Origin of the sequence: Desulfotomaculum sp., assembly GCA_003513005.1 — a bacterium.
GTDB lineage: Bacteria > Bacillota > Desulfotomaculia > Desulfotomaculales > Nap2-2B > 46-80.
The window spans coordinates 1-21,039 of the sequence record DOTD01000012.1; the positions used below are offsets into that span (position 1 = coordinate 1).

The window sequence follows — 21,039 nt, forward strand, 5'->3', positions numbered from 1 at the left end:
CGTCTGCCACTTCCCTCCGGGCGCCAGCAAGTGGAACCAGATTGAGCCCCGGCTCTTCCCCCACATCACACAGAACTGGCGCGGCCGCCTGCTGGAGAGCCATGAGGTCATCGTCAACCTCATCGCCAACACCACAACCACTACGGGTCTAAAGGTTCAGGGCCAACTTGACACCAATCCGTACCCGGCCGGCATTAAGGTATCAGACACCGAACTGGCTGCTGTCCAACTGGAGCGCTCGGACTTTCATGGTGATTGGAATTATGTCATCCGGCCACATAGTTGAAAAAAGTTATTTTCTCGCGACTCCTTAGTCTTCAGCAAAAGTGCACCCAGGTACGCTCTGAACGAGCAGATAATCCGGAGCTATACATGCCTGCCCGGCGTTTAAGTATTTTCCAAACACGATTTTTTTGGCGGCTGGATTGAGGGCGGCTGATTCATCCACGATACCCTTGAGATTTCTTTGATTCTTTGATATTATTTAATCAAAGTTTCTTTGTGTATTTTCTATTTGATGAACATATACTGCCAAAGTAGGAGTACTAATGCTTCAAGTGAAAACAAAAGGAGAAAATCTGATGATTAAAAAACGCATCTCGGTATCTCAGAAACGCCAGATAACCATACCGGTTGATTTTTATAACAGCGTTGGCATTGATAAGGAAGTAGAATGTTATGTCCAAAACAATGCCATCGTTATCCGTCCCGTTCGGGAAAGCGGCGGAGAATTTGATGAACAAATCCTGGCTGATTTAATAGCCCAAGGTCTTTCAGGACAAGAACTGCTTGATAAGTTTAAAGAGACCCGCCGCCAAATCCGTCCCGCTGTGGAACGCTTGCTTGATGAGGCCCAACGTGCTGCAAATGGCAATGCGCCTGCCATCAGCTATAAAGATATCTTTGGCTCGGAGACAGACTGATGACCAGACTGATCATTTTGCCTCCCGCAGCCCGCTATCTTAAAAAACTCAAAGAGAAACCGCTGAAAGATAAATTCCAGGCAGCCATTGACCAACTTCTGATGGATCCCTATTTCGGAGAACCTAAAACCGGCGATCTTAGCTGCATTAAAAACCGTTCAATGCCACAGCCCTAAGTCGAAGTAATTATGACACAGCGCGCGGCCTCATCCCACTCAACCTTGCAGCTGAACGCTTCACTAAAGAACCTCAGCGGGATCAGCGTCCGGCCGTTAATGATTACTGGCGGAGAATCTAATATAAACGGCGCTCCATTACGGTATGCGGTCTTGTTCGCAATCTGCAGCCTGACTGATAAATCCCCGCCCGTTGCGATCACCGTCCGGTCGGCGCCGTTCCAGGTCACCTTAACGTTTAACGCCTCTACAACGGCCCTGAAGGGAACCATGGTACGGTTATTAATGATTACAGGCAGAACGTCAAAAGCGACAGGAACCCCGTCTATGAACACCTGGATCACACCCGGCTGTGCTTGAGGCTTGGGCAGGGATTGGATAAAGAGTTTTATCTTTTCTGTGCACCCTGCCGCATTTGCTAACAGATTCTTCATTCCATAATAAAAACTTCCGTTCACCTCAGAATACTTTTTATTAATATCCAACTGCTTATCTATTTCATTAGCGACCACATCTTTGTAAAGACCATGTCCTACATACAACTGCACACCTGTGCCCTTGACTTCGTTTGACCACCATCTTACAAGGGTTTCATAGTCAGCTTCTTTATTACCTGTTTCGTAATAAATTTGCGGCGCTACATAATCAATCCATCCATTTTTTATCCAGGTTCTCGTGTCTGCATAAACAGCATAGTATGATTCATAACCTGACGTCTTAGAGCCTGCCGGATCGTTAGTACTGTTTTTCCAGATGCCTATAGGACTAATTCCAAACAAAACGTTTTTATTAATATTTTTGATAGCGGCATGAACCCTTTGGACCATATTATTAACATGCTGGATTCTGCTTTTAGCTGCTGACCCGTCCTTGACTTCACCTTGAGGAAGCGGGTAGTTTGATGGATAAAAATAATCATCAAAATGAATTGCATCAACATTATAATTTAGAACAATCTCTTCCACAGTGGCGACGATATGGTTTTGCACCTGTTCTGATTCCGGGTTATAACACAATGAATTGTTATGGCTAATTACCCAGTCGGGATGCAACCTTGCCGGGTGATTTTCACTCAGCGCGCTTAAATCGGCGCCTGATGTGGTTATCCTGTATGGATTCAGCCAGGCATGAAAAGACATACCCCTTTTATGCGTCTCCTCAATCATAAAAGACAGGGGATCATAACCCGGATCTTTTCCTTGTGTTCCCGTTAGAACATCTGACCAGGGGTTGATCCCGGACTTATACAAAGCATCTGCTTTTGGCCTTACCTGGACCACTACAGTATTGATACCTATTGCCTTCAGTTTGTCTAGTTTTTCAATGTATTCATTTTTCTGGGCAGCTACATCGTCTTTAACGCTTGGAAAATCTATGTTAAGTACTGTAGCCATCCACACAGCCTGCATATTTTGCGGGGTTGCGCCTGCCATAACACCCGGAGTAAAGAATACTGTTGAAAAAATCAATATTATTATTGTACATAATATTTTTTTCAAATTAATATCCCTCCTGATGATGAAATCTCCAGTTATGCCTGCGTGTCGTTTTCCGTCGGCCACTATTGCTGAATTGCACCAGAATTGCACTATAGTATATTTTTGATTGTGAATTATAGCATGACAGGCAGTCAGGGAGCAATGGAGTTCATTTCCAAGCTAAACGGACACTGTTTTTTATATTCTGCCCTTCTCCCTGGCAATTCTTAAAAACTTTTCCTTCGTATTATCCGGGGGGACGTGCAGGACCGTACGGCGGGACATGGTTAACGAACTGCTCGGACATGCGGAGGCGCACACTCCACAACCTAAACAAATCTCTTTATTCACAACGGGAATTTCCGCCCCATATTCATCCTCTTGCATTGTAATTGCCCGAATATGACATCTGTCAGCGCAAGTGCCGCATCCTACGCATTTTTCCGTTTCTAATACGGGAAGAAAGTTGCTTGGGTGCGTGATATATTTCCCAGCCTCATTAATGGTAATCAGAACTTCGCAGCAGCAGCCGCAACAGTGGCATATGAAGGTAGGTTTATTTAGTACGTTATCACAATTATGGACCAATCCATATTTTTCTGTTTGATCAAGCACTTTGAGTAATTCGTCGACGGCGGCCGGTTTGCCCATGCCTCTGCGTATTATCCACTCTGCGGCGTTGCCAAGGGAAGTACAAACCTCAAGGGGTGCTCCGCAGGCTTTGCCCAGGTGACTGGCTTTATGGCGGCAGGGGCATATGGAAATTGCCCCTCCACCGGATTCCCGTATAATTTCACTAGCCCTTTCGTAAGTTAAAACCTCGGTTTCCACTGATACAGCTATAAGGCTTTCGTATACCAAAGTCCGCATCATTTTGGTGCTATCCCCGGAAAGTTCATCTCTTACTTCTTTGGTGTTAAAGTAATTCTGGAAAAGCCCCGCTAAATTCTTAAAATTTACATCATCTCGGACCCGCATGAATGTAAATTCGAAAAAACCTATAACCATCGGGGCAAGCGTGTAATAAAAAGTATCCTTAAGAGGGATATCCAATACTAATCCCTTATTAGCCATACCCTCAAGGATTGTTTTTAGTTGTTCTTCTTTAATCCCGGTAACTTTGGCTATCTGCTCCAACTTCATCGGAACCAAACGAAATTTACTGCCCACCATGGCTTCACTCTCAGTATAGAGGCCGTAAAGAATAGCCATCAATGTCTCGTTTATTGGCGCACCAACCGGATTTTTATTTAAGCGTTCAGCTAACGCCCGGTAAACATATTCTTTGTTATTAATTAAATGTCCCATTTAAATATTCTCCCCATTGGTGACAATCCCAAAATATCCTATCCTCACTTTAAACTAATAATTTTTATCGTCATGATATACAGCCCCCCTGATTTTAGTTCCAATATTTTAAGTTAGTGTTGACCTTAATTGGGGGCAGGTTAAATATTTATAATGGAAATACAACAATCAAAAACATTTTAAATCGCTGAGATGCAAATACGGCATGTGGTTTCTTTGATGGCATTATAATTGTATCACCTTTATGGAGAGTGTATTTTTCACCATCGATCGTTATTTCTCCTTCACCATCAAGAGCAATTATCAATGCATCCCCATTAGATGCATGCGTACTTATTTCCTCTTCCTTATCAAATGCAAATAGAGTTAAACTTAGAGCCTTATTTTGTGCCAGCGTTTTACTTACTATCTGGCCTGGTTGGTAACTTACCTGGTTCTCCAAAGATATTACAGTTTCAAAATCCATATTTTTGATAAATCTGTTTGTCATATACTAAACTCCCTTCGCCATCTTGATGTTCTTCTTAACAAATTCTTTCCATTACTAGTGGTTATTTTTTCGCTTATCCGATAGTTAAATTCCTATCATTTAATCATTAATGGTTGTTTATGATTTTACCAATAACTTCTGGTATCCCAAAATAGATAGTCTCTAACCTATCCTTTATATTTAGTAGTATTTTATTAAATGTTTTCGGGTTTATGTCAACTTATAAAAGTTCTACACTTTGCTTTAAAAACCTTTTTGCAGACTTTTATCAGGACTTTCATCTTAGCGCTTATTTGAAGACAAACTAACTTTTGCTATTTAACGATTTGTCTGAGGTGTTGATCAGGGGAGTGCATTTGCTTTTAGGGGGTGCAGTAGATTTCTGGTATTTGTTTCCTCTGGGTTGTAAATTCAATGAGCGACCTTTTTCATAAAGATGTCCCAGAGGATTTTATTAAGAATGTTTTCGGTGTAATGAATAGTGCTGATTGGCATGTATTTCAGCTCTTAACGAAGCGATCTAAGCGTTTGCTAGAAAGCAATCAGAAACTTAATTGGGCACCTAACATCTGGATGGGCGTGAGTGTTGAAAATAATGATTATACTTACCGGATTGATTGCCTAAGAAAAACGGATGCGAAAATAAAATTCATTTCTTTTGAGCCATTGTTAGGGCCGATAGAAAGCATTAATTTGCAAGGTATTGACTGGGTGATAGTTGGCGGTGAGTCTGGACCTAAGGCGCGTCCAATGGATCCATCCTGGATAATTGATATTCAAGTCAAATGTCAAGAAGCTAACATACCCTTCTTTTTCAAGCAGTGGGGCGGGGTTAATAAGAAAAAGGCGGGTCGTGAACTTAAAGGGCGGACATGGGACGAGACTCCAATTTATTATGATACAGCTCTTTAATTCTTAAAGACCTATACCAACCCCCCTAAAAAGGGATTGCTTTATTTTTAGCGAATTACAAGAATTGAAGAAGCCGCTATCAGGGGAGGCATAGTAATATTTCTAAATCTCGTTTATCAAGATCCGTTGTTGCTGTATGTTTGTTGATTTCCGGGTTTCTCTTAACCCTTACCGGCCTTACAATGCTATTTACACATGCTGATCCAGGGCATGGCCGGCAATTAATGCTTATAGGAATGACAAGGCATCAATTTTACGATATACATATTCTTTTTGCCTTAATAACACTGCTATTTGGAATAATTCACATAATCATCAACTGGAAAGCGTTTATTAGTTCCTTTAGATACTTGTTTAAGGATTGAATAAGAGAACAATAATCTACGACTTCTAAACTTCCGGAGGCACCCCCTATGCCCAAACTTATTCTATTTGCTTGACCTGGTTTTTGAAGGATAATTAATACATAGATAACCTCTGTTTCTTGATCTGTAGCAATTTAAGCTATCGCTGGAGATTTTAGCATAAAGCCGAGTGAATTGTAAATGGAGAATAGAATCAGGGAATATATAAATTCAGTAAAATGGGTGTTCGCTAAGAAGATTCCTAAATACCCACATGAACATACGGTGAGAAAATAGAATCCTCAATATAGATGAGGGATTTGTTTTCTTTGTCCTCTATATCAGGTAGTATGGAGAACCGAGGAGGTTTTTCTCTAAAACTCATATTTACCTTGAGCTTGATGGCTGGACTTATTGGACTATGGGCTCATCCATTGATGTCCTAACTCACCATCCTTACTGGGAGGTAACAACATTGAAACATTATCGTAAAGAAATTTGGTTTGAAACAAAAAAACGGCGGGAATTTATCAATATCACAGCCATTGTACAAAAGTGCCTGGAGGAAAGCGGCATTCGGGAGGGGTTATTGCTTTGCAATGCTATGCATATCACTGCCAGTGTCTTTATCAACGATGATGAAAGTGGGTTGCATAAAGACTTTGAAACATGGTTGGAAATCCTCGCACCAGAAAAACCTTATGACCGCTATCGGCACAATAGTTTCGAGGATAATGCTGATGCACATCTGAAACGTACGGTCATGGGCCGTGAAGTGGTGGTTGCAGTTACCCAAGGAAAACTGGACTTTGGACCCTGGGAGCAGATTTTCTACGGTGAATTTGACGGTGGCCGCCGTAAACGTGTACTGATCAAGATCATTGGCGAATAAACCTCATCCAGCAACTCTTTAAGTAGTTCCGTCCTATTTAAAAATCCTGCTCCACACAGGAGTTCGGCGTCTATATCGATGTCAGTTCACTGTAACCTGCCCGTTCATGAGCATGGGTAAAAGCAGTCGCGGGAGTGTGTAGTCCCGGCCGGAAATAAGCAGGTTTTTGTTTATCATATATCAAAAAAGGCAAAAATAAAATTTACATATAGTGACTAATAAACCTTGCGCGCTCATCCAGGGAGTGGTAATCTATGGGTACAAAAAGAGATAAAAAAGACCGATATAATGAAAGGAGGGAAACAAAAGTGGACTTACGTTGCACTATAAGGGATATTCCTGGAGGTTTCGAGGCGGTATGTCTGGAGTTAAGCGTTGCTGCTCAAGGGAAAACACCCGAGGAGTGCAAAAAACGCTTAGCAGAGGCAATAGAAGCTTATATAACTGTATTGAGGGATTACCCGGAAGATACCTTTGTTTTTAGGAGGGTACCATATTACTATTTGAGAAAATTGTTATTCGATTGGCAATATCGAAAAAACAATCCACGTAAAGGTAATCCAGGGGAAAATAACTCAACGAAAAATTACAGGCTGGAACAGATGATGCCTATTGGTGTTTAAGAAACGCAGGCCACCAAAAAGCTTAAACTGGCGGGAGATTGAAAAGATATTATTCAAACTCGGCGCCGTATTTGTTGGCGACAATGGTGACCATAAGAAATATAAAAGAACTGACGAACATGGTTATTCATACGTAATCACCTTACCAACATACAGCGACGTATTTGGAATGGTGCTTGATTCGACAATTAGACAATCAGGTGTATCAAAAAGAGAATTTTGGGATGCTTATTATAATTAGACCGGCATAAAGCCGGTTTTGTCTTTTCTCCTAAATTCCCGCATTATAATCCCCCAGGCGCCTGCCGGCAGTTTTGCACTGTTTCGTTATCCACGGAAATATTATAATTTGATACCGTTTTATTACATTCCCCATCTTAAGTATACCTTTAGGCCGTTAAGATGACTATAAGGAATTAATTTCTCGTGCTGAAGAAACCCTACAACAATGCCAGGAGCTATATTTATTTGTTGTGCAAATTGTTCAACTGAGCGTGTATTAAAGGAACCCTTTTTAAGAAAAGAGTTATACGAGGATATGGGGATCAAAGTTTCTGAAGCAAATTTATTAGCTTTCCTCTCATCCTCTTTGTTTACTTTATACTCCAAGAACATCGTCTTTTTTAAGTTCTGAAGAATATGACCGGCCTCATGAAAAAAAGTGAACCAAAGATGATCATTTGTTTTGTACCGTAAGCTTAACTGAATAATAGCCTTTTGTGGGCTCATCCAATAAGCGGCGCCACTAACTCTTGCCCCCGGTAATTCCGGAACAAATATTACTGCTACTCCGGCATTAGCACAAAGTTGGGTCATTTGCGGCACAAAGACATTTGGAGATTCATTTGTTAAGCCTCTTATTTTCTCAAGGGCTTCTTTAAAAATAGTATCACGGAATGGTTTGCATTGAATTTCTTGCGAATCTATCTGACCCTTTCTTATCCATGCAGCTATTGAACCTGTTTCGCTTGTAAATGCTGCAGACTGACGAAATGCAAATCTAGGACCTGTCAAGGCCTTTTCCCAAACCCCTTGCCATGCTTCTACAGTTGCGACACCAAAATAATTAAGCATTTCTTGTAGTTGTTGGATTTTATTCTCGGAACTTTTTATCCATCCACGTTTTGCCATCGCATTTACAGGAATTTCTTTTAGCCATTCTATCTGTTGCAAGAGACTTTTTTGCTCTTCAATTTCAGCCATTTTCTCTTGGTAATTACGCTCTAAGTTATTCCAGAAACTTGCAGGGACGCCTAAAACTCTTTCAAATTGGCGAGCCGTCTCTGATGTTATCATAGCTTTTCCTTTAATGATTTCATTTATTGTCTTTTTGGGTCTACCAGTTCTTATAGCTAACTCTGCCTGAGTCATACCAATGTGTTCAATCGTTTCTAATAACATTTCCCCCGGAAGCGAAACATAATCAGGTTCAAATTTGTAATTGTTATTTTTCTTATTTACCATGATAATCCTCCACCCCGATTATCAGAATTGCAGTTACTTCATTTAAATTTATTCCACCTGAATCATTTAATGGAACCGGTTCGTTGCCTGTAACTCGGACAATCTCTGACGAACTTTTTTTTTGCGATTGAAAAACCCCATGTTTTTATTGATTCCTGTTGGGAATTGCAAGCTTTTTGAAGTTTCCTATACCTAAAGTATATATCCATTATCGACCCCCGTCAAACATTATATTAACCCTTGGGGTTAATTATTTATAAAATAATGTTACGCCTTTTGAAAAACATTTCAATACATAAAACGGCAATTAAAATTGATGAATGAAAAATCGCTGTGAGGATCTCAAAAACCCTTGCTGCACAAGGGTTTTTGGACAAATTATGGTGGAGACAGGGGGATTCGAACCCCCGACCTCTAGAGTGCGATTCTAGCGCTCTCCCAGCTGAGCTATGTCCCCGCGACCTATTGATTATAACACAGGGCATGCCCGGGAGCAATCTATTCTATTCGTTAAGCTGTGTCGTGCGGCTGTGCTGTTAAGCCTAGGATATTTTTTGAAGCAGGGTCTCCTGCTTTGCCTTTCTAACGGCGGATTCCTCGCAGTAATCGCTGGAAACCAGGTACAGGTTCACCCAGAGCTCATGCTCGTTTGGTTTGCCATCCAGTTCCCGGGACAGTTCTTTGAATTTTTTTATGACGCGCTCTTTAAAAGCTGAAAACTCAATGAGTAAATCGACTACTTCACGCTGGCTGAATGATGTTCCTTCCCTTAAAACTTTGGACAAGGTTCCCACCTCATTTTTTAATTTGTTTCCAGAATTATAAAACGATTGGAAGGATTTGTTAAGGGGGATAAAATGTCTAAAATAAATAGAAAGAAGGGGCGGCCCGCATACTTTCGGGATAACCCCTTCTTTGTTATGCTTTGCTTTTGCTGCTGTTAGAAGGAACGGCTCATTATGCTTGACTCAGGAGCATTCTGCAGCATAAATCCCGCACGGTTGGGCATATATGCCGACTGGCTGCTCAGGTACGGGTTTGAGAAGCTGCTCAGCGCAGGCGACGCAAACGATGAGATGTTGCTGCCCACTGCGCTCATCCCGATGTTCTCAGGAGTGTTAAGCAGTGTGTAGTTGGAGCGGTTGGGCATGTATGCAGTCTGGCTCGCCAGATACGGGTTCGACCACGAAGTGAGCGCAGGCGACGCAAATGAAGACTGGAAGGAAGTGCCCATCGTGTTCATGCCTACGTTCTCAGGAGCGTTAAGCAGTGTGTAGCCCGCCCTGTTGGGTGTGTATGCGGTCTGATGAATGAGGCTGGCCGGATCGTTCAGCGTTGTGAATCCGGCCCGGTTAAGCGCGTACGGATCCTGATGCATCCAGACCGGACTGCTCAGAGAAGTTCCCCAGCTCGGGCTGAAAGAGGACGTCATGCCCATGCCGAGGTTTTCCGGCCTGTTTTCCAGCGTGTATCCGGCTCTGCTGGGCATGTACTCCTGCCGGCTGACAAAGGATCTGGGATCGGTAAACTGCTGCATTCCTAATCCGGGCTGCTGTCTGTAACCAAACTGAGTTCCGTAACCCTGGGCGGTTCCGTAACCGCCGCCGATGCCGTACTGTGTTCCCATGGTAGGAGTGCTTGCCCAACCCTGTGTCTGGGTATAACCCGGGGTCCCGTACTGGTATGTCCCCATGGTCTGGGCCTGCTGGGCCATGCTGCAGATTCTGGACACGCCCATCTCAAGGTCTCTTGCTAAATGAGCAATGTGCTGCAAATTCTGAGTAGCGTTAATTTCTTTCTGCTGCAGGTGCTGCAGGTGCGCGGAATTTGCCATTTCGTCCTGCTGTAAATGCGAAGCCAGCTGTGAAATGGAATTTACGTTGTTCCTTAAAGCCTGAAATTCGTTTTGCATCTGTTGGAACATATTTTGCCTCCTTGTTTGAAGAAGTTTTTTTACATAAATTATCTTTTCCATTGCTGGCCGCATTATGCATTTGAAATTGTTTACCGGCGCGTCGTTTTTGTTTTGTTTACAGAATTTAGATAAACAAGCCCCCCAGGCTGAGGCGCCAAATCGTGGATTTCCTGGCTGGATAACAGAACATTCAAGCTGTGGTTTAAGAACAGCGCGGGCGCGTCCATAAACAGCTGCTGCTGGGCGTCGTGGTACAGGCGGGTACGCAGGTCCGGGTCCTCGATGCGCTGTGCGGTAACCAGCAGGGTGTCGACCTTCTGGTTTGAATAGCGGGTGGAGTTGAGGTAATTGGCAATCTGCTCCGAAGAAAACAAGGTATAGAGAAAGTTGTCCGGGTCGCAGTTCTCGCTCGTCCAGCCGTAGATGAAGGCATCGCCCTCCTGGCGGGAAAGGGCTTCTTTGAACTGGTCCCACGGATAGGAAACAATCCCTGCCTGGAAACCCGCCCTGTTCAGCTGCCCCGACAGATACCGGGCCAGTTCCCGGCCTCCCGCCGAATTGTAAGGCCGGGGATTGGAGTAGCATAAAAGGGTGATTTTCAGGCCTTCCGGGTAGCCGGCTTCCTTAAGCAGTTCGCCGGCCTGTTTTAAATCATAGGTGTACTGCTCGTTATCCTCACCATAGGCCAGGATCCCCGGCGGAAGGGGACCGCCGGCTAAAAGCGCGCTGTTTTTAAAAATGGCTTTGATCAATTCCTGCCGGTCTATGCTCAGGCAGGCTGCCCGCCGGACCTTCGGGTTATTAAAAGGGCTTTTATTCGTGTAAAACCCGAGGTAGCTGATATCCATCCCGGTGACCCGGTTGATCGAAATACCTTTCACGGCAAGCCCGCTTAAGTTGAGATCAGGAGATCCCTCAATTACATCCGCCTTCCCGTCCGACAGCAGCTTCAGCCTCTTTGCGCTTGAAGGTTCGGAGCGGAAGATGATCTCGTTGATCGAGGGCTTTTTGCCCCAGTAGCCCTGGTTTGCCCTTAAGACAACCTCTCGACCCCGGTTCCAGCGTTTTAAGATGTACGGGCCTGTGCCCGATGGGTAAAGCCAGAATTCCTGCCCGTATTTTTCAACCGCAGCGGGGCTGACAACCGGGGCGGCAAAGGGAACAGCCAGGTTGTTCAAGAAGGGGGCGTAGGGGAACTCCAGGTCAAAGCGGACGGTAAGATTGCCGACGACATTTACCGACCTGACCATTCCGTAAATTAGTGAAGCCTCGGTGATGGAACTGTCCGCATTTTTCTTCAGCTGCCTGTCGATGCTGAATTTAACCGCCTGCGCGTTAAAAGGCTTTCCGTCCTGGAAGGAAACCCCCGGGCGGAGCTTGAATGTCCAGCTCATGCCGTCGCCGGATACTTCCCACGATTCGGCCAGGCAGGGTTGGATTTTTGCGCTCCCCGGCGCAAATCTGACCAGGCCTTCGAATATATTCAGGATGACGCCTGCGGACGCCTGGTCTTCGGCCTTCGCCGGGTCGAGCGTTAAGCAGTTTTCCTGGCGCAGGTAGACAAGCTGGCTGCTTTTTGTCTTAAAAAATTCAGACGGCCGGGCGAAACCGAAAAACGCAAAATACAGCGCCAGAAACAGCGCGGCCAGTATAAGGATCCTTCTCACTGTTCGTCCCCCTTCCTTTTGGCTGGAAATAATGATAAAATAAGAATACGGCTATATTACTATATACTGGATATATTGGTAATATCCTGTATATAAAAAGGTCAAAAAACCGCATATTTGAAGACAAAAGGGGATTTAACATGCAGGTACGGTTCGGTCCGGCGGGAAATCCGGATTCCTTTCAGCGCCAGGGGCATAAAAGTTCGCTTGACATGCCTTCCTGGCTTAAAAATATGGGGCTTGACGCATACGAGTACCAGTGCGTGCGCGGAGTGCACATCGGGGAAGATATGGCCCGGCGGCTGGGTGAACGGGCTGCGGAAAACGGCGTCGCTTTAAGCATCCATGCCCCCTATTACATCACCCTGGGGACCGTCGACCCGGCTCTGCGTGAAAAAACGAAAAAGCATTTTTTTGATTCTCTCCGGGCTGCCCACTGGATGAGCGCCCGCACTGTCGTGTTTCATCCCGGGGGCGGGGCAAAGGATAGGGATGGGGCAAAAAGCAGGGCGCTGGCCCTACTGGCTGAGATTGTCCGGGAGGCTGCCGAAAAGGGCTGGTCGGGCATCAGGATAGCGCCGGAAACGGCCGGCAAACCGGCGCAGTTGGGAAACCTGGAGGAAGTGCTGGAATTCTGCGCCGTCGGGCCGGAAGTTGTCCCGGCCGTAGACTTCGGGCACCTGCATGCGGCCAGCCAGGGGGGATTCGACAGACCGGAGGCGTTCGAGGCGGTCCTGGACAGGCTGGAAAACGTCCTGGGCAGGGAAAAGCTGGCCAACCTACACATCCACTTCAGCCCGGTGGAGTTTACAGCCGGGGGTGAAAAAAGGCACTGGACGACCCTTGAGGATTTCGGGCCCGGGTTTAGCCCGCTCGCCGAACTTCTTGCCAAAAGGAAGATGAGCGCCACCGTGATCTGCGAATCGGCCGGCAGGCAGGCTGAAGACGCTCTGATATATAAGCAGATGTATGAGGACTATAAGAAAAGCATTACTTGAGCCTGGCAGAAGAAACCGCAGTTAGCTGCCCTTTTTTGAAAGGAGTGGTAAGCGTGGCCAAGTATATTTATCCAGCCATATTTACCTTGGAAGGTAACACCTACAACGTAGCAGTTCCCGACTTAACAGGTGCTTTACATGCGGCGAAACGCTCATCGATGCTGTAGATATGGCACGAGATGCCATATCTATGTGGCTTTGTGACGCTGAAAATAAAAACGAACCAATTCCGGTACCAAGCGATCCCAAAAAAATAGTTTGCGAATCAAACAGCTTTGTCAATTTAATTGATGCTGACACCACAGAGTACCGGGCGTGAAAATGACAACCGCGCAGTTAAAAAACATTAAGTATTCCAAGCTGATTGAATGCTAAAGTTGAAAAGGCCGGTGTGAATTTCTTACAAATACTGCAAGACGCGTTAAAAAGCCGTCTTGATCTCAAAAAGCAGCCTTAACCGGCTGCCTGGTCTGTGAAAAAAGTCGGGGCAGGGATTTTAACAAACCCTGCCCCATTAATATGTATTCTAGGGAGTCTTAGTGAATTTCTACGTCCGAGGAACCGAATCTGCGCAGGACTCCGGCAGCCTCGTTGACCCTTTTGTCGTTGGAGCGCACAGATACCAGAGTACTGCCCTGTCTTATCTTGTCTTCGAAATAATGTCCTCTGTCTTCAGGAATGCCCCAGTCAACCAGGCCGCCGGCAATTCCCCCGGTCACGGCGCCTGAAAGAAGGCCCGCGATCGGTCCCATGGCCACTATCGGCCCAATGCCGGGGATGGCCAGAGCGCCCGCGCTGGCAGCCAGGCCGGCAGCGCCGCCCAATATGCCTCCCGTGGTCGTACCTCTGGTCAGTGAACCGCCGCCCATGCCCATAGTAGTCGAGGTGTCTTTGTCGCCTTTGTTCATGTCGTCGCCCTGGTGATCACCCTTGGTCAGGATCGAGATGTCCTTGTCAAAACCCTTGCTTCTTAAATCACTGACTGCTCTTTCGGCGGAATCACGGTCGTTGAAAGTACTGATTACTGTTTTGGTCATTTAAGTTTAAACCTCCTTTTTACACATTATTTAGCAATTCTTTTATAGATTTCCACCGCACAGGCTTCCTAATACTAGTAAATATTTACAGTAAGTACTCTGAAAATAAATTTGCAATAGGGAGGTCAACAAACCCGACAGAGGAAACCCAAAAGAGGGGGAAACCCAAAAGCAACCCAACAGAGGGACGTCCCTCTGTTGGAGCACGCAGGCAGTTGACCTCCCTATTGCAGAGGGTAATGTTTTTTTTCTTCACATTTAAAGAGCTTTTGTTATAATAGTATTTGTTGTTTTGCTTTGCTAAAATCTACTAGGAGGAATGTTGCAAATGCTGCCCACCCCCCGTAAATATTTCTTAACCGCCGCCGGAGCGGAGGGAAAAGACATCCTGACAGCTTTCGATAAAGCCCTTTTAAATGCGGGCATCGGAAATATAAATCTGCTCCGGGTAAGCAGTATTCTGCCGCCGGGCGCGGAATACGACGACACTATTTTTATTCCCGCCGGTTCGCTGGTGCCGACCGCCTACGGGTATACGATCAGCCAGAATCCGGGTGAGCGGATCGCCGCAGCCATAGGTGTGGGCTTCGCTTCCACTTCTTTTGGCGTGATTATGGAATTTGCCGGGATCTGCTCGGAAGAGGAGGCCCGGAATAAAATCAGGGACATGCTGACCGAGGCAATGATTAACCGGGGAGTGGAAATTGTCGATATGAGAATTGTTTCCGTTGAGCATACTGTTGAAAGAATCGGCTGCATCCTGGCTGCAGCCCCAATGTGGTATTAATTTTAAAAAGGGAAGGTCCAACAATGAATCAGTGGTTTACCGAGCTTCAGACTCCGGACATGGCTATAAGCTGCCGGACCTCAAAACTTCTCCATCATGAAAAAACACCGTTTCAGGAACTGGCCATTTACGACACGATCCAGTTCGGGCGGATGCTGACTTTGGACGACGTTATCCAGACTACAATCAAAGACGAGTTTGTTTATCACGAAATGATCACCCATGTGGGCCTGAACACTCACCCCTGCCCCCTGCGCGTCCTGGTCATCGGCGGCGGGGACGGCGGCTCGATCCGGGAAATCCTCAAACACAGCCAGGTGGAAAAAGCGACCCTGGTGGAGATTGACGGCCGGGTGATTGAGACTTCCAAAATGTATCTGCCGGAGATAAGCTGCAGCCTTGAGGATCCCCGCCTGGAGATTATCGTGGACGACGGCATTGAACATGTCAGGCAGAATAAGAATACTTACGATATGGTCATCGTTGACTCCACGGACCCTGTCGGGCCGGCGGAAGGACTGTTCGCCCTCGATTTTTACCGGAACATTTCCGAATCCCTGACCGGGGAAGGCCTTTTTGTGGCCCAGACCGAATCGCCTTTTTTCAACAGCGATTTGATCAGGAACGTGTTTAAAAGTATTTCGTCTGTCTTTCCTGTGGTCAGGCTTTACCTGGCTTGCGTGCCCACTTATCCCGGGGGCATGTGGTCTTTTACGATGGGCAGCAAAAAATACGACCCCCTGAAAGCGGAACCGGTAAGCCTGCCGGATTGCCGCTACTACAGCCCGGAGCTGCATAAGGCCGCCTTCAAGCTGCCTCCCTTTGTTGCGGAGCTGGTCAAAAGCTGAGGTGGGAAATGTTTAAAAGAACCGCCAGTTTTATGAGAAGCGCCGAAGACCTGTTTTCAGCCGGCGCGGTTATTCTGGGAGCGCCGCTGGATCTGACGACCACCTTCAGGTCGGGAACGCGCCTCGGTCCGGAATCGATCAGGCAGGTCAGCGAAAGCTTGGAAGAATACAGCCCCGGCTTGGACCGCGACCTCTCCGACTATAAATACTACGACACCGGAGATGTCATACTGCCGCAGGGTTTGCTGGAAGAAAGCCTTAAGCGCATAAAAAGCGCCGCCGGGACCTTCCTGCGCTCTAAGAAATTCCTGCTCACGCTGGGCGGCGAGCACCTGATAAGCCTGCCCGTGATTGAAGCGGCTCATCAAATCTACCCCGGACTGGCCGTGCTTCATTTTGACGCTCACGCTGATTTCAGGGATGAATACCTGGGGGTAAGGCTTTCCCACGCTACGGTAATGCGGCGGGTGGCGGAAGTGGTTGGAGGCGGCAGTGTTTTCCAGCTGGGCATCCGCTCCGGCAGCCGGCAGGAAATGAAGAACGCACGCAGCCAGACCAATTTTTATGACGGGGAGATAATTCCAGCTTTAAAAGAAATAATACCGGCTGTCAGTCAACGTCCGGTATATGTAACCCTGGATATTGATGTTATCGACCCGGCTTACGCCCCGGGAACAGGGGCGCCTGAGCCATGCGGCTGTACGCCCGGGGAAATAATCCAGGCTCTTTACCTGTTAAAAGACATGCATGTCGTGGGTATGGACCTGGTCGAAGTAAGCCCTGCCTGCGATCCCTCCTGGCGAACTTCCATCCTGGCGGCCAAGCTCGTCCGCGAAGCGATCCTTCTATTTACCACCTAGTCCTTCTCCTGCTGGCAGATGTGGAAATGATTGTGCCCAAGCCTTATTAGATGTTTCTTACCGCATTCGGGACAGACGATACTCTGCTCGTCACTATACCGCAGTTCACCAATCAAGCGTTTGCAGCATGTAATTTCCACGCTGATGACCCCGCCGTTCGGCGAAAAGTTTACCCGGTAGTCAACAGGATACTTTTTTGACAATTGCTATCCCTCCAGGTCATGCTTTGTTTAATTATAACTTAAACACTCCCAATAGGAAACCCTGCATTTAAGAAACCCTGCATTTAAGAAACCCTGCATTTGCTTTTTTGCTTTTTTAGCGCGGATTTGCAGTGAGTTGGTATTGGTGTATAATGTAATTGGTTATGCAGAAGGGAGTTCCTTAGTTGGGCAAAACAGAAACCGCAAAATTTCAGTCCGCCGATAAACTTAAGCGCCGGCAGATTCCGGCGGCAGCGCCGAAACCTCTTCAGCTGGACCCTTTTCAGGTAAAAGCTATTGATTTCCTTTTAGAAGGTTATTCCGTCCTGGTGGCTGCTCCGACGGGCACAGGTAAAACGCTGATTGCCGAAAAGCTGATCGAGAAAATCCTCGGACTCGGGAACTCCGCAGTTTACACGTCGCCGATCAAGGCTCTGTCCAACCAGAAGTACAGGGACTTCGGGCGCTTGTTCGGCCGTGACAGGGTCGGCCTGATCACCGGGGACTTTTCTATTAATGAAACTGCCCCACTCCTGGTGATGACGACGGAGATATTCCGGAACTGGTGCTTCAACAACCCGGAAATGCTCGACCTGACCACGCACGTTATTTTTGATGAAATGCACTTCCTGGACGACCAGGACCGGGGGACGACCTGGGAGGAAAGCATTATTTTCGCGCCGCCGCAGATCAAAATCCTGGGGCTCTCGGCAACGGTCCCCAATGTGCGCGAGATTGCCCGCTGGATGGGCGAGATTCGCAGCTGCACGGTACAAGTTATCGAGGAAAGAAGAAGGGCTGTTCCCCTCGAACTGGGGTGGATTCCGCCCTCCGGCAAAATATTAAGCGAGGCGGAAGCCCGCGCTCAGATAAAGGAAATGCAGCAGGCTCACCGCACGCCGCGTCCCGAGATCGCCAGGCAGTCAGACGAGAAACCGGAAGTTAAAGTTAAAAAAACACGCCACAAAAGATCCAGGCGAGGAAGAAATTATCATGAGGGGATACAGCTACCCAACCTGCAGTGAGGTTGTTAAAACAATTCAGGATTACCTGCCCGCCCTTTATTTCGTTTTCGGCCGCAAGCGAACGGAAGTCCTTGCCGAGGAACTCGGTTCGACCTGGGATTTTCTCGATTTAAAGGAAAAGCAGACGGTAAGCGGGATTATACAGGACGCAATTGCGGCAAACCCGGGGATTTTCGGCGCCCGCAGGCAGAATCTCCAGTTCCTGCTGCAGAAGGGAATCGCCTACCACCATGCCGGGCTTGCTCCCGTACTCAAGGAGCTGATTGAAGAGCTCTACGAGAAACGGCTGATTTACGTTTTATTCTGCACGGAAACCTTCGCCGTGGGCGTGAATTTTCCGGCCGCCAGCACCGTTTTTGATTCCTGCCGCAAATGGGACGGGTGGAGGTTCCGCCCCCTGATTAACAGGGAGTTTTTCCAGATGGCCGGCAGGGCAGGCCGCCGGGGATATGACGAAATCGGCCACGTTTTTGTGCGCATGGACAGCCGCTACCCGGAGCAAACGGGATTCTACAATGAGCAGGATGTTGAGCCCGTCAGAAGCAGGCTGGTTATCTCGCCCAATACGGTCCTAAGCCTGCTCAACTGGAAAACGCCTGAAGAGATCAACCAGTTTCTGGAGAAGAACCTGGCCGTTTATCAAAATTCAAAGAAAATCCGCCAATTGGGAGACGAACTGGCTTCACTCCGGGGGAAGGAGGAAGAATCGCAGGCTTTATTCTGTGAGGACAGAAACGGCCCCGGATGCCAGCTGTACCGCCTGGGCTTGAGGCGTGAGATGAATATTATGAGAAGGCGCAAAAAACGCACTAACGTCGATCCCAAGGAGCGCCGCCGGGAGATTAAGGCAGCCCTGAAAACGCCGCGCAAGGAATGCGACTACCTTCCCTGCCTGGAAGCGGACAAGAAGTTAAGAACCATTTCGGAGAAGAAAAAACTGGTTGAGCTGAAGAAAGAAAGCCTGCAGGAAAACTCCCAGGATTACAAGCAGGAGTTTGAAAACGTCCGGCTTCTGCTGGATGACCTCGGTTATGTGAATGGCAGGAAACTGTTGCCCCGCGGGCTGTTCGCCACCAATATTCATGTCCAGGAAATCCTGGTCACGGAGCTCGTCTTCTCGGGGATAATCCCCGGCGCCTCTCCCTTAGAGGCGGCGGCAATACTGGCCGGAGTGGATTATCAGCCCGGACGGGACGAATACGTCGAGCGGTGCCCCTTCTCGCTTGAGCATGTCATGCAGCTGCGCAGGTTTCTTTTAAAAAGCGGCGTGCCGGAGCACTTCTGCTCCTGGAGCCAGCTTCCCGCCGCCCTGGCCGCCGCCTGGTACGAAGGAGCGTCCTTCGAGGACCTGATGAAAAAATGCAGCCTCGAAGAAGGGGATATTTTTTCCATACTGAGGCGGGAAATCGACCTGCTCCGCCAGATTGAGCGTGCGGCCGGTGAGAATGCTGAGCTGCGCGACTTTGCCCACAGCCTGCGCCAGGCCATAGACCGCGACGAGATTGCCTTAATCGGCGTATAAGGGGCGCGGGAAGGGCGCAGTTGTGGCGTATAAGGGCAATGCGCTGGCGCTAGTAAGAAGTAAGGTTAAGTAAGGTGCTTTGCGATTTAAGGTGTTTGAACGATGGTTAAACTGATTTCCGAAGGCGTCAATAGGTACAGGATTGCCCGGGAACAGGGCATGAAAGTCGATGCCGTCGTCTACCTAAACCCCTCCCTGCTTCCCTCTTTGTACGAAGACCGGTCACTGGAACAGCTGGTCCATGCGGCACAGCTGCCGGGCGTGATTGAACCTGTAATCGGGATGCCCGACATCCACGAGGGTTTCGGACTGCCCATCGGCGGTGTGATGGCTGTTTCCGCCGGCGACGGGGTAATCTCCGCCGGAGCTGTGGGGATGGACATCAACTGCGGCGTGCGTCTGATCAGGACCGGCTTGGAAGCGGCGGGCGTTGAAAAGCAGGTCCTGCGCCGGCTGATGCAAAAAGTTGAGGAATATGTTCCCACCGGCATAGGGAAGAAGAGCCGCCACGACAGCATCACCAGGCAGGTCTTCGAGCGTGTTGCAAACGGCGGGGCGCAGGAGTTTATCACTTTAGGCCACGGTTCGAAAGAAGACCTGGACTGTATCGAAGAGCAGGGCGTCCTTAGAGGGGCCGACCTGGGATGCGTGAGCAGGGAGGCTTTCAACAGGGGTCTGCAGCAGCTCGGTACACTCGGAGGCGGCAATCATTTTATAGAATTTCAGGAAGTAACGGATACTTTTGACAGGAATCTGGCGGATGCCTTCGGCCTTTTCAAGGGGCAGCTCACCGTCATGATCCATACCGGAAGCAGGGGTTTCGGGCACCAGATCTGCACCGATTATTCGAAAAGCCTGCTGGCCGTCGCTGAAAAATACAAGATCAGGATGCCCAGCAAGGGGCTTGCCTGCGCGCCGGTAGACTCGCGCGAGGGCAGGAATTATTATTCCGCGATGGCCTGCGCCGTCAATTTTGCCTTCGCCAATCGCCAGTTGATTATGCATGATGTAATCCGGGCTTTTGAGGAAATCACAGGCAGGGGCGCCGGCCGGGATATGAAATTAGTTTACGACGTGGCCCATAATATTGCCAAGGTTGAGATGCAAAAGGGGGAGAAACTGCTGGTCCACCGCAAGGGCGCCACCCGCGCCTTGCCCGCCGGACATCCAGGGAACCCGCCTTTGTACATGGGCACAGGCCATCCGGTTTTGATTCCCGGCAGTATGGGCACGGCTTCATACGTTCTGGTCGGGCAGACTAAAGCCGGCGAATCTTTTTACTCGGTCAACCACGGCGCCGGAAGAGTCCTGTCCAGGAAGGCGGCCTTGAAAACCATTACCAAAGAGCAGTTCGACAGGAGCATGGGCGAGGTTTTGTACAACACCCGCAATTACCGCGAGCTTGCCGACGAAGCGCCGGCGGCCTATAAGAACATTGAGGATGTTGTAGAAACCCTTGTTACCCTGGGCTTTGCGCGCAAAGTAGCCCGGCTGCGCCCGCTGGCTGTAATCAAAGGCAAAGACTAAGGAGACGCACAAGGGGACGGTTCTTAAAGGGTTCAATTGG

The 21,039-nt window shown here is 47.9% G+C and carries 24 protein-coding genes, 1 tRNA gene and 2 pseudogenes; 16 read left to right on the forward strand and 11 right to left on the reverse strand.

The genetic code is table 11. The features are described 5' to 3' along the window. On the forward strand, nucleotides 1-286 hold a 286-nt coding region (locus DEH07_00810), incomplete at its 5' end, for an ISAzo13 family transposase (GenBank protein ID HBY03099.1). A gap of 54 nt (nucleotides 287-340) precedes the next feature. Here the strand turns inward: DEH07_00810 and DEH07_00815 are convergent. After that, a pseudogene (locus tag DEH07_00815) lies at nucleotides 341-451 on the reverse strand (hypothetical protein). A 97-nt stretch (nucleotides 452-548) separates the two neighbouring features. Between DEH07_00815 and DEH07_00820 the strand changes: the two are divergent. After that, a complete protein-coding gene (locus tag DEH07_00820) occupies nucleotides 549-923 on the forward strand; it encodes an AbrB family transcriptional regulator (protein HBY03100.1) in 375 nt (124 codons plus the stop codon). After that, nucleotides 923-1,099, forward strand: a complete 177-nt coding sequence (locus tag DEH07_00825) for a hypothetical protein (protein ID HBY03101.1) — start codon at nucleotides 923-925, stop codon at nucleotides 1,097-1,099. Before DEH07_00820 ends, DEH07_00825 begins: the two co-directional genes overlap by 1 nt. On the opposite strand, the gene DEH07_00830 is transcribed toward DEH07_00825, so the two are convergent. The 3 genes from DEH07_00830 to DEH07_00840 all read right to left on the reverse strand — a co-directional run bounded on the left by DEH07_00830 (nucleotide 1,096) and on the right by DEH07_00840 (nucleotide 4,375). Then, entirely contained in the window at nucleotides 1,096-2,598 is a 1,503-nt protein-coding gene (locus DEH07_00830; protein HBY03102.1) for a hypothetical protein, read from the reverse strand. The genes DEH07_00825 and DEH07_00830 overlap by 4 nt on opposite strands. Nucleotides 2,599-2,775: 177 nt before the next feature. Continuing rightward, entirely contained in the window at nucleotides 2,776-3,885 is a 1,110-nt protein-coding gene (locus DEH07_00835; GenBank protein ID HBY03103.1) for a (Fe-S)-binding protein, read from the reverse strand. A gap of 148 nt (nucleotides 3,886-4,033) precedes the next feature. After that, entirely contained in the window at nucleotides 4,034-4,375 is a 342-nt protein-coding gene (locus DEH07_00840) for a cupin domain-containing protein (GenBank protein ID HBY03104.1), read from the reverse strand. A gap of 414 nt (nucleotides 4,376-4,789) precedes the next feature. On the opposite strand from DEH07_00840, the gene DEH07_00845 reads away from it, so the two are divergent. The 5 genes from DEH07_00845 (at nucleotide 4,790) to DEH07_00865 (ending at nucleotide 7,387) form a co-directional block, all read left to right on the forward strand. Beyond that, nucleotides 4,790-5,287, forward strand: a complete 498-nt coding sequence (locus tag DEH07_00845; protein ID HBY03105.1) for a hypothetical protein — start codon at nucleotides 4,790-4,792, stop codon at nucleotides 5,285-5,287. Between the two features lie 98 nt (nucleotides 5,288-5,385). After that, a complete protein-coding gene (locus tag DEH07_00850) occupies nucleotides 5,386-5,652 on the forward strand; it encodes a hypothetical protein (GenBank protein HBY03106.1) in 267 nt (88 codons plus the stop codon). A gap of 454 nt (nucleotides 5,653-6,106) precedes the next feature. Next, nucleotides 6,107-6,523, forward strand: coding sequence for a secondary thiamine-phosphate synthase enzyme (locus DEH07_00855; protein HBY03107.1), 417 nt, complete (start codon nucleotides 6,107-6,109; stop codon nucleotides 6,521-6,523). Between the two features lie 254 nt (nucleotides 6,524-6,777). Beyond that, on the forward strand, nucleotides 6,778-7,146 hold the full coding sequence (locus DEH07_00860) for a hypothetical protein (GenBank protein HBY03108.1): 369 nt from the start codon (nucleotides 6,778-6,780) through the stop codon (nucleotides 7,144-7,146). Beyond that, nucleotides 7,136-7,387: a hypothetical protein gene (locus DEH07_00865; protein ID HBY03109.1), complete on the forward strand. Its 252-nt coding sequence runs from the start codon at nucleotides 7,136-7,138 to the stop codon at nucleotides 7,385-7,387. The genes DEH07_00860 and DEH07_00865 overlap by 11 nt, the downstream gene beginning before the upstream one ends. Before the next feature lie 122 nt (nucleotides 7,388-7,509). Here DEH07_00865 and DEH07_00870 read toward each other — a convergent pair whose 3' ends face one another. The 5 genes from DEH07_00870 to DEH07_00890 all read right to left on the reverse strand — a co-directional run bounded on the left by DEH07_00870 (nucleotide 7,510) and on the right by DEH07_00890 (nucleotide 12,228). Next, nucleotides 7,510-8,610 (reverse strand): XRE family transcriptional regulator, encoded by a 1,101-nt coding sequence (locus tag DEH07_00870; protein HBY03110.1) that lies wholly within the window; start codon nucleotides 8,608-8,610, stop codon nucleotides 7,510-7,512. 381 nt (nucleotides 8,611-8,991) lie between these two features. After that, nucleotides 8,992-9,067, reverse strand: a tRNA-Ala gene (locus DEH07_00875). An 85-nt stretch (nucleotides 9,068-9,152) separates the two neighbouring features. Next, a complete protein-coding gene (locus DEH07_00880; protein HBY03111.1) occupies nucleotides 9,153-9,395 on the reverse strand; it encodes a hypothetical protein in 243 nt (80 codons plus the stop codon). 155 nt (nucleotides 9,396-9,550) lie between these two features. Further along, nucleotides 9,551-10,585: a hypothetical protein gene (locus tag DEH07_00885; GenBank protein ID HBY03112.1), complete on the reverse strand. Its 1,035-nt coding sequence runs from the start codon at nucleotides 10,583-10,585 to the stop codon at nucleotides 9,551-9,553. Between the two features lie 29 nt (nucleotides 10,586-10,614). Next, nucleotides 10,615-12,228, reverse strand: a complete 1,614-nt coding sequence (locus DEH07_00890; GenBank protein ID HBY03113.1) for an ABC transporter substrate-binding protein — start codon at nucleotides 12,226-12,228, stop codon at nucleotides 10,615-10,617. Nucleotides 12,229-12,332: 104 nt separating this feature from the next. Here DEH07_00890 and DEH07_00895 point away from each other — a divergent pair, with 104 nt between their 5' ends. Both DEH07_00895 and DEH07_00900 read left to right on the forward strand, forming a co-directional pair. Next, complete coding sequence (locus tag DEH07_00895) at nucleotides 12,333-13,190, forward strand: endonuclease IV (protein ID HBY03114.1); 858 nt, start codon at nucleotides 12,333-12,335, stop codon at nucleotides 13,188-13,190. 53 nt (nucleotides 13,191-13,243) lie between these two features. After that, nucleotides 13,244-13,647, forward strand: a pseudogene (locus DEH07_00900) (HicB family protein). A gap of 79 nt (nucleotides 13,648-13,726) precedes the next feature. Here DEH07_00900 and DEH07_00905 read toward each other — a convergent pair. Then, nucleotides 13,727-14,227 (reverse strand): hypothetical protein, encoded by a 501-nt coding sequence (locus DEH07_00905; protein ID HBY03115.1) that lies wholly within the window; start codon nucleotides 14,225-14,227, stop codon nucleotides 13,727-13,729. Between the two features lie 328 nt (nucleotides 14,228-14,555). On the opposite strand from DEH07_00905, the gene DEH07_00910 reads away from it, so the two are divergent. From DEH07_00910 to speB, 3 genes are read left to right on the forward strand one after another with little or no spacing between them, the layout of a single operon-like run. Next, the gene (locus DEH07_00910; GenBank protein ID HBY03116.1) at nucleotides 14,556-15,014 is read left to right on the forward strand and encodes an arginine decarboxylase, pyruvoyl-dependent; all 459 of its coding nucleotides are present in this window, start codon (nucleotides 14,556-14,558) and stop codon (nucleotides 15,012-15,014) included. Nucleotides 15,015-15,037: 23 nt separating this feature from the next. After that, nucleotides 15,038-15,862: a spermidine synthase gene (locus DEH07_00915; GenBank protein HBY03117.1), complete on the forward strand. Its 825-nt coding sequence runs from the start codon at nucleotides 15,038-15,040 to the stop codon at nucleotides 15,860-15,862. A gap of 8 nt (nucleotides 15,863-15,870) precedes the next feature. Then, a complete protein-coding gene (gene speB, locus DEH07_00920) occupies nucleotides 15,871-16,722 on the forward strand; it encodes an agmatinase (protein HBY03118.1) in 852 nt (283 codons plus the stop codon). Here the strand turns inward: speB and DEH07_00925 are convergent. Beyond that, nucleotides 16,719-16,925 (reverse strand): hypothetical protein, encoded by a 207-nt coding sequence (locus tag DEH07_00925; protein HBY03119.1) that lies wholly within the window; start codon nucleotides 16,923-16,925, stop codon nucleotides 16,719-16,721. The two genes, speB and DEH07_00925, sit on opposite strands and share 4 nt — an antisense overlap. A 185-nt stretch (nucleotides 16,926-17,110) precedes the next feature. On the opposite strand from DEH07_00925, the gene DEH07_00930 reads away from it, so the two are divergent. The 3 genes from DEH07_00930 to DEH07_00940 all read left to right on the forward strand — a co-directional run bounded on the left by DEH07_00930 (nucleotide 17,111) and on the right by DEH07_00940 (nucleotide 20,999). Then, entirely contained in the window at nucleotides 17,111-17,950 is an 840-nt protein-coding gene (locus DEH07_00930) for a DEAD/DEAH box helicase (protein ID HBY03120.1), read from the forward strand. Further along, complete coding sequence (locus DEH07_00935; GenBank protein HBY03121.1) at nucleotides 17,919-19,472, forward strand: RNA helicase; 1,554 nt, start codon at nucleotides 17,919-17,921, stop codon at nucleotides 19,470-19,472. Before DEH07_00930 ends, DEH07_00935 begins: the two co-directional genes overlap by 32 nt. Before the next feature lie 159 nt (nucleotides 19,473-19,631). Further along, nucleotides 19,632-20,999 (forward strand): RNA-splicing ligase RtcB, encoded by a 1,368-nt coding sequence (locus tag DEH07_00940; GenBank protein HBY03122.1) that lies wholly within the window; start codon nucleotides 19,632-19,634, stop codon nucleotides 20,997-20,999. Nucleotides 21,000-21,039 lie beyond the last annotated feature (40 nt).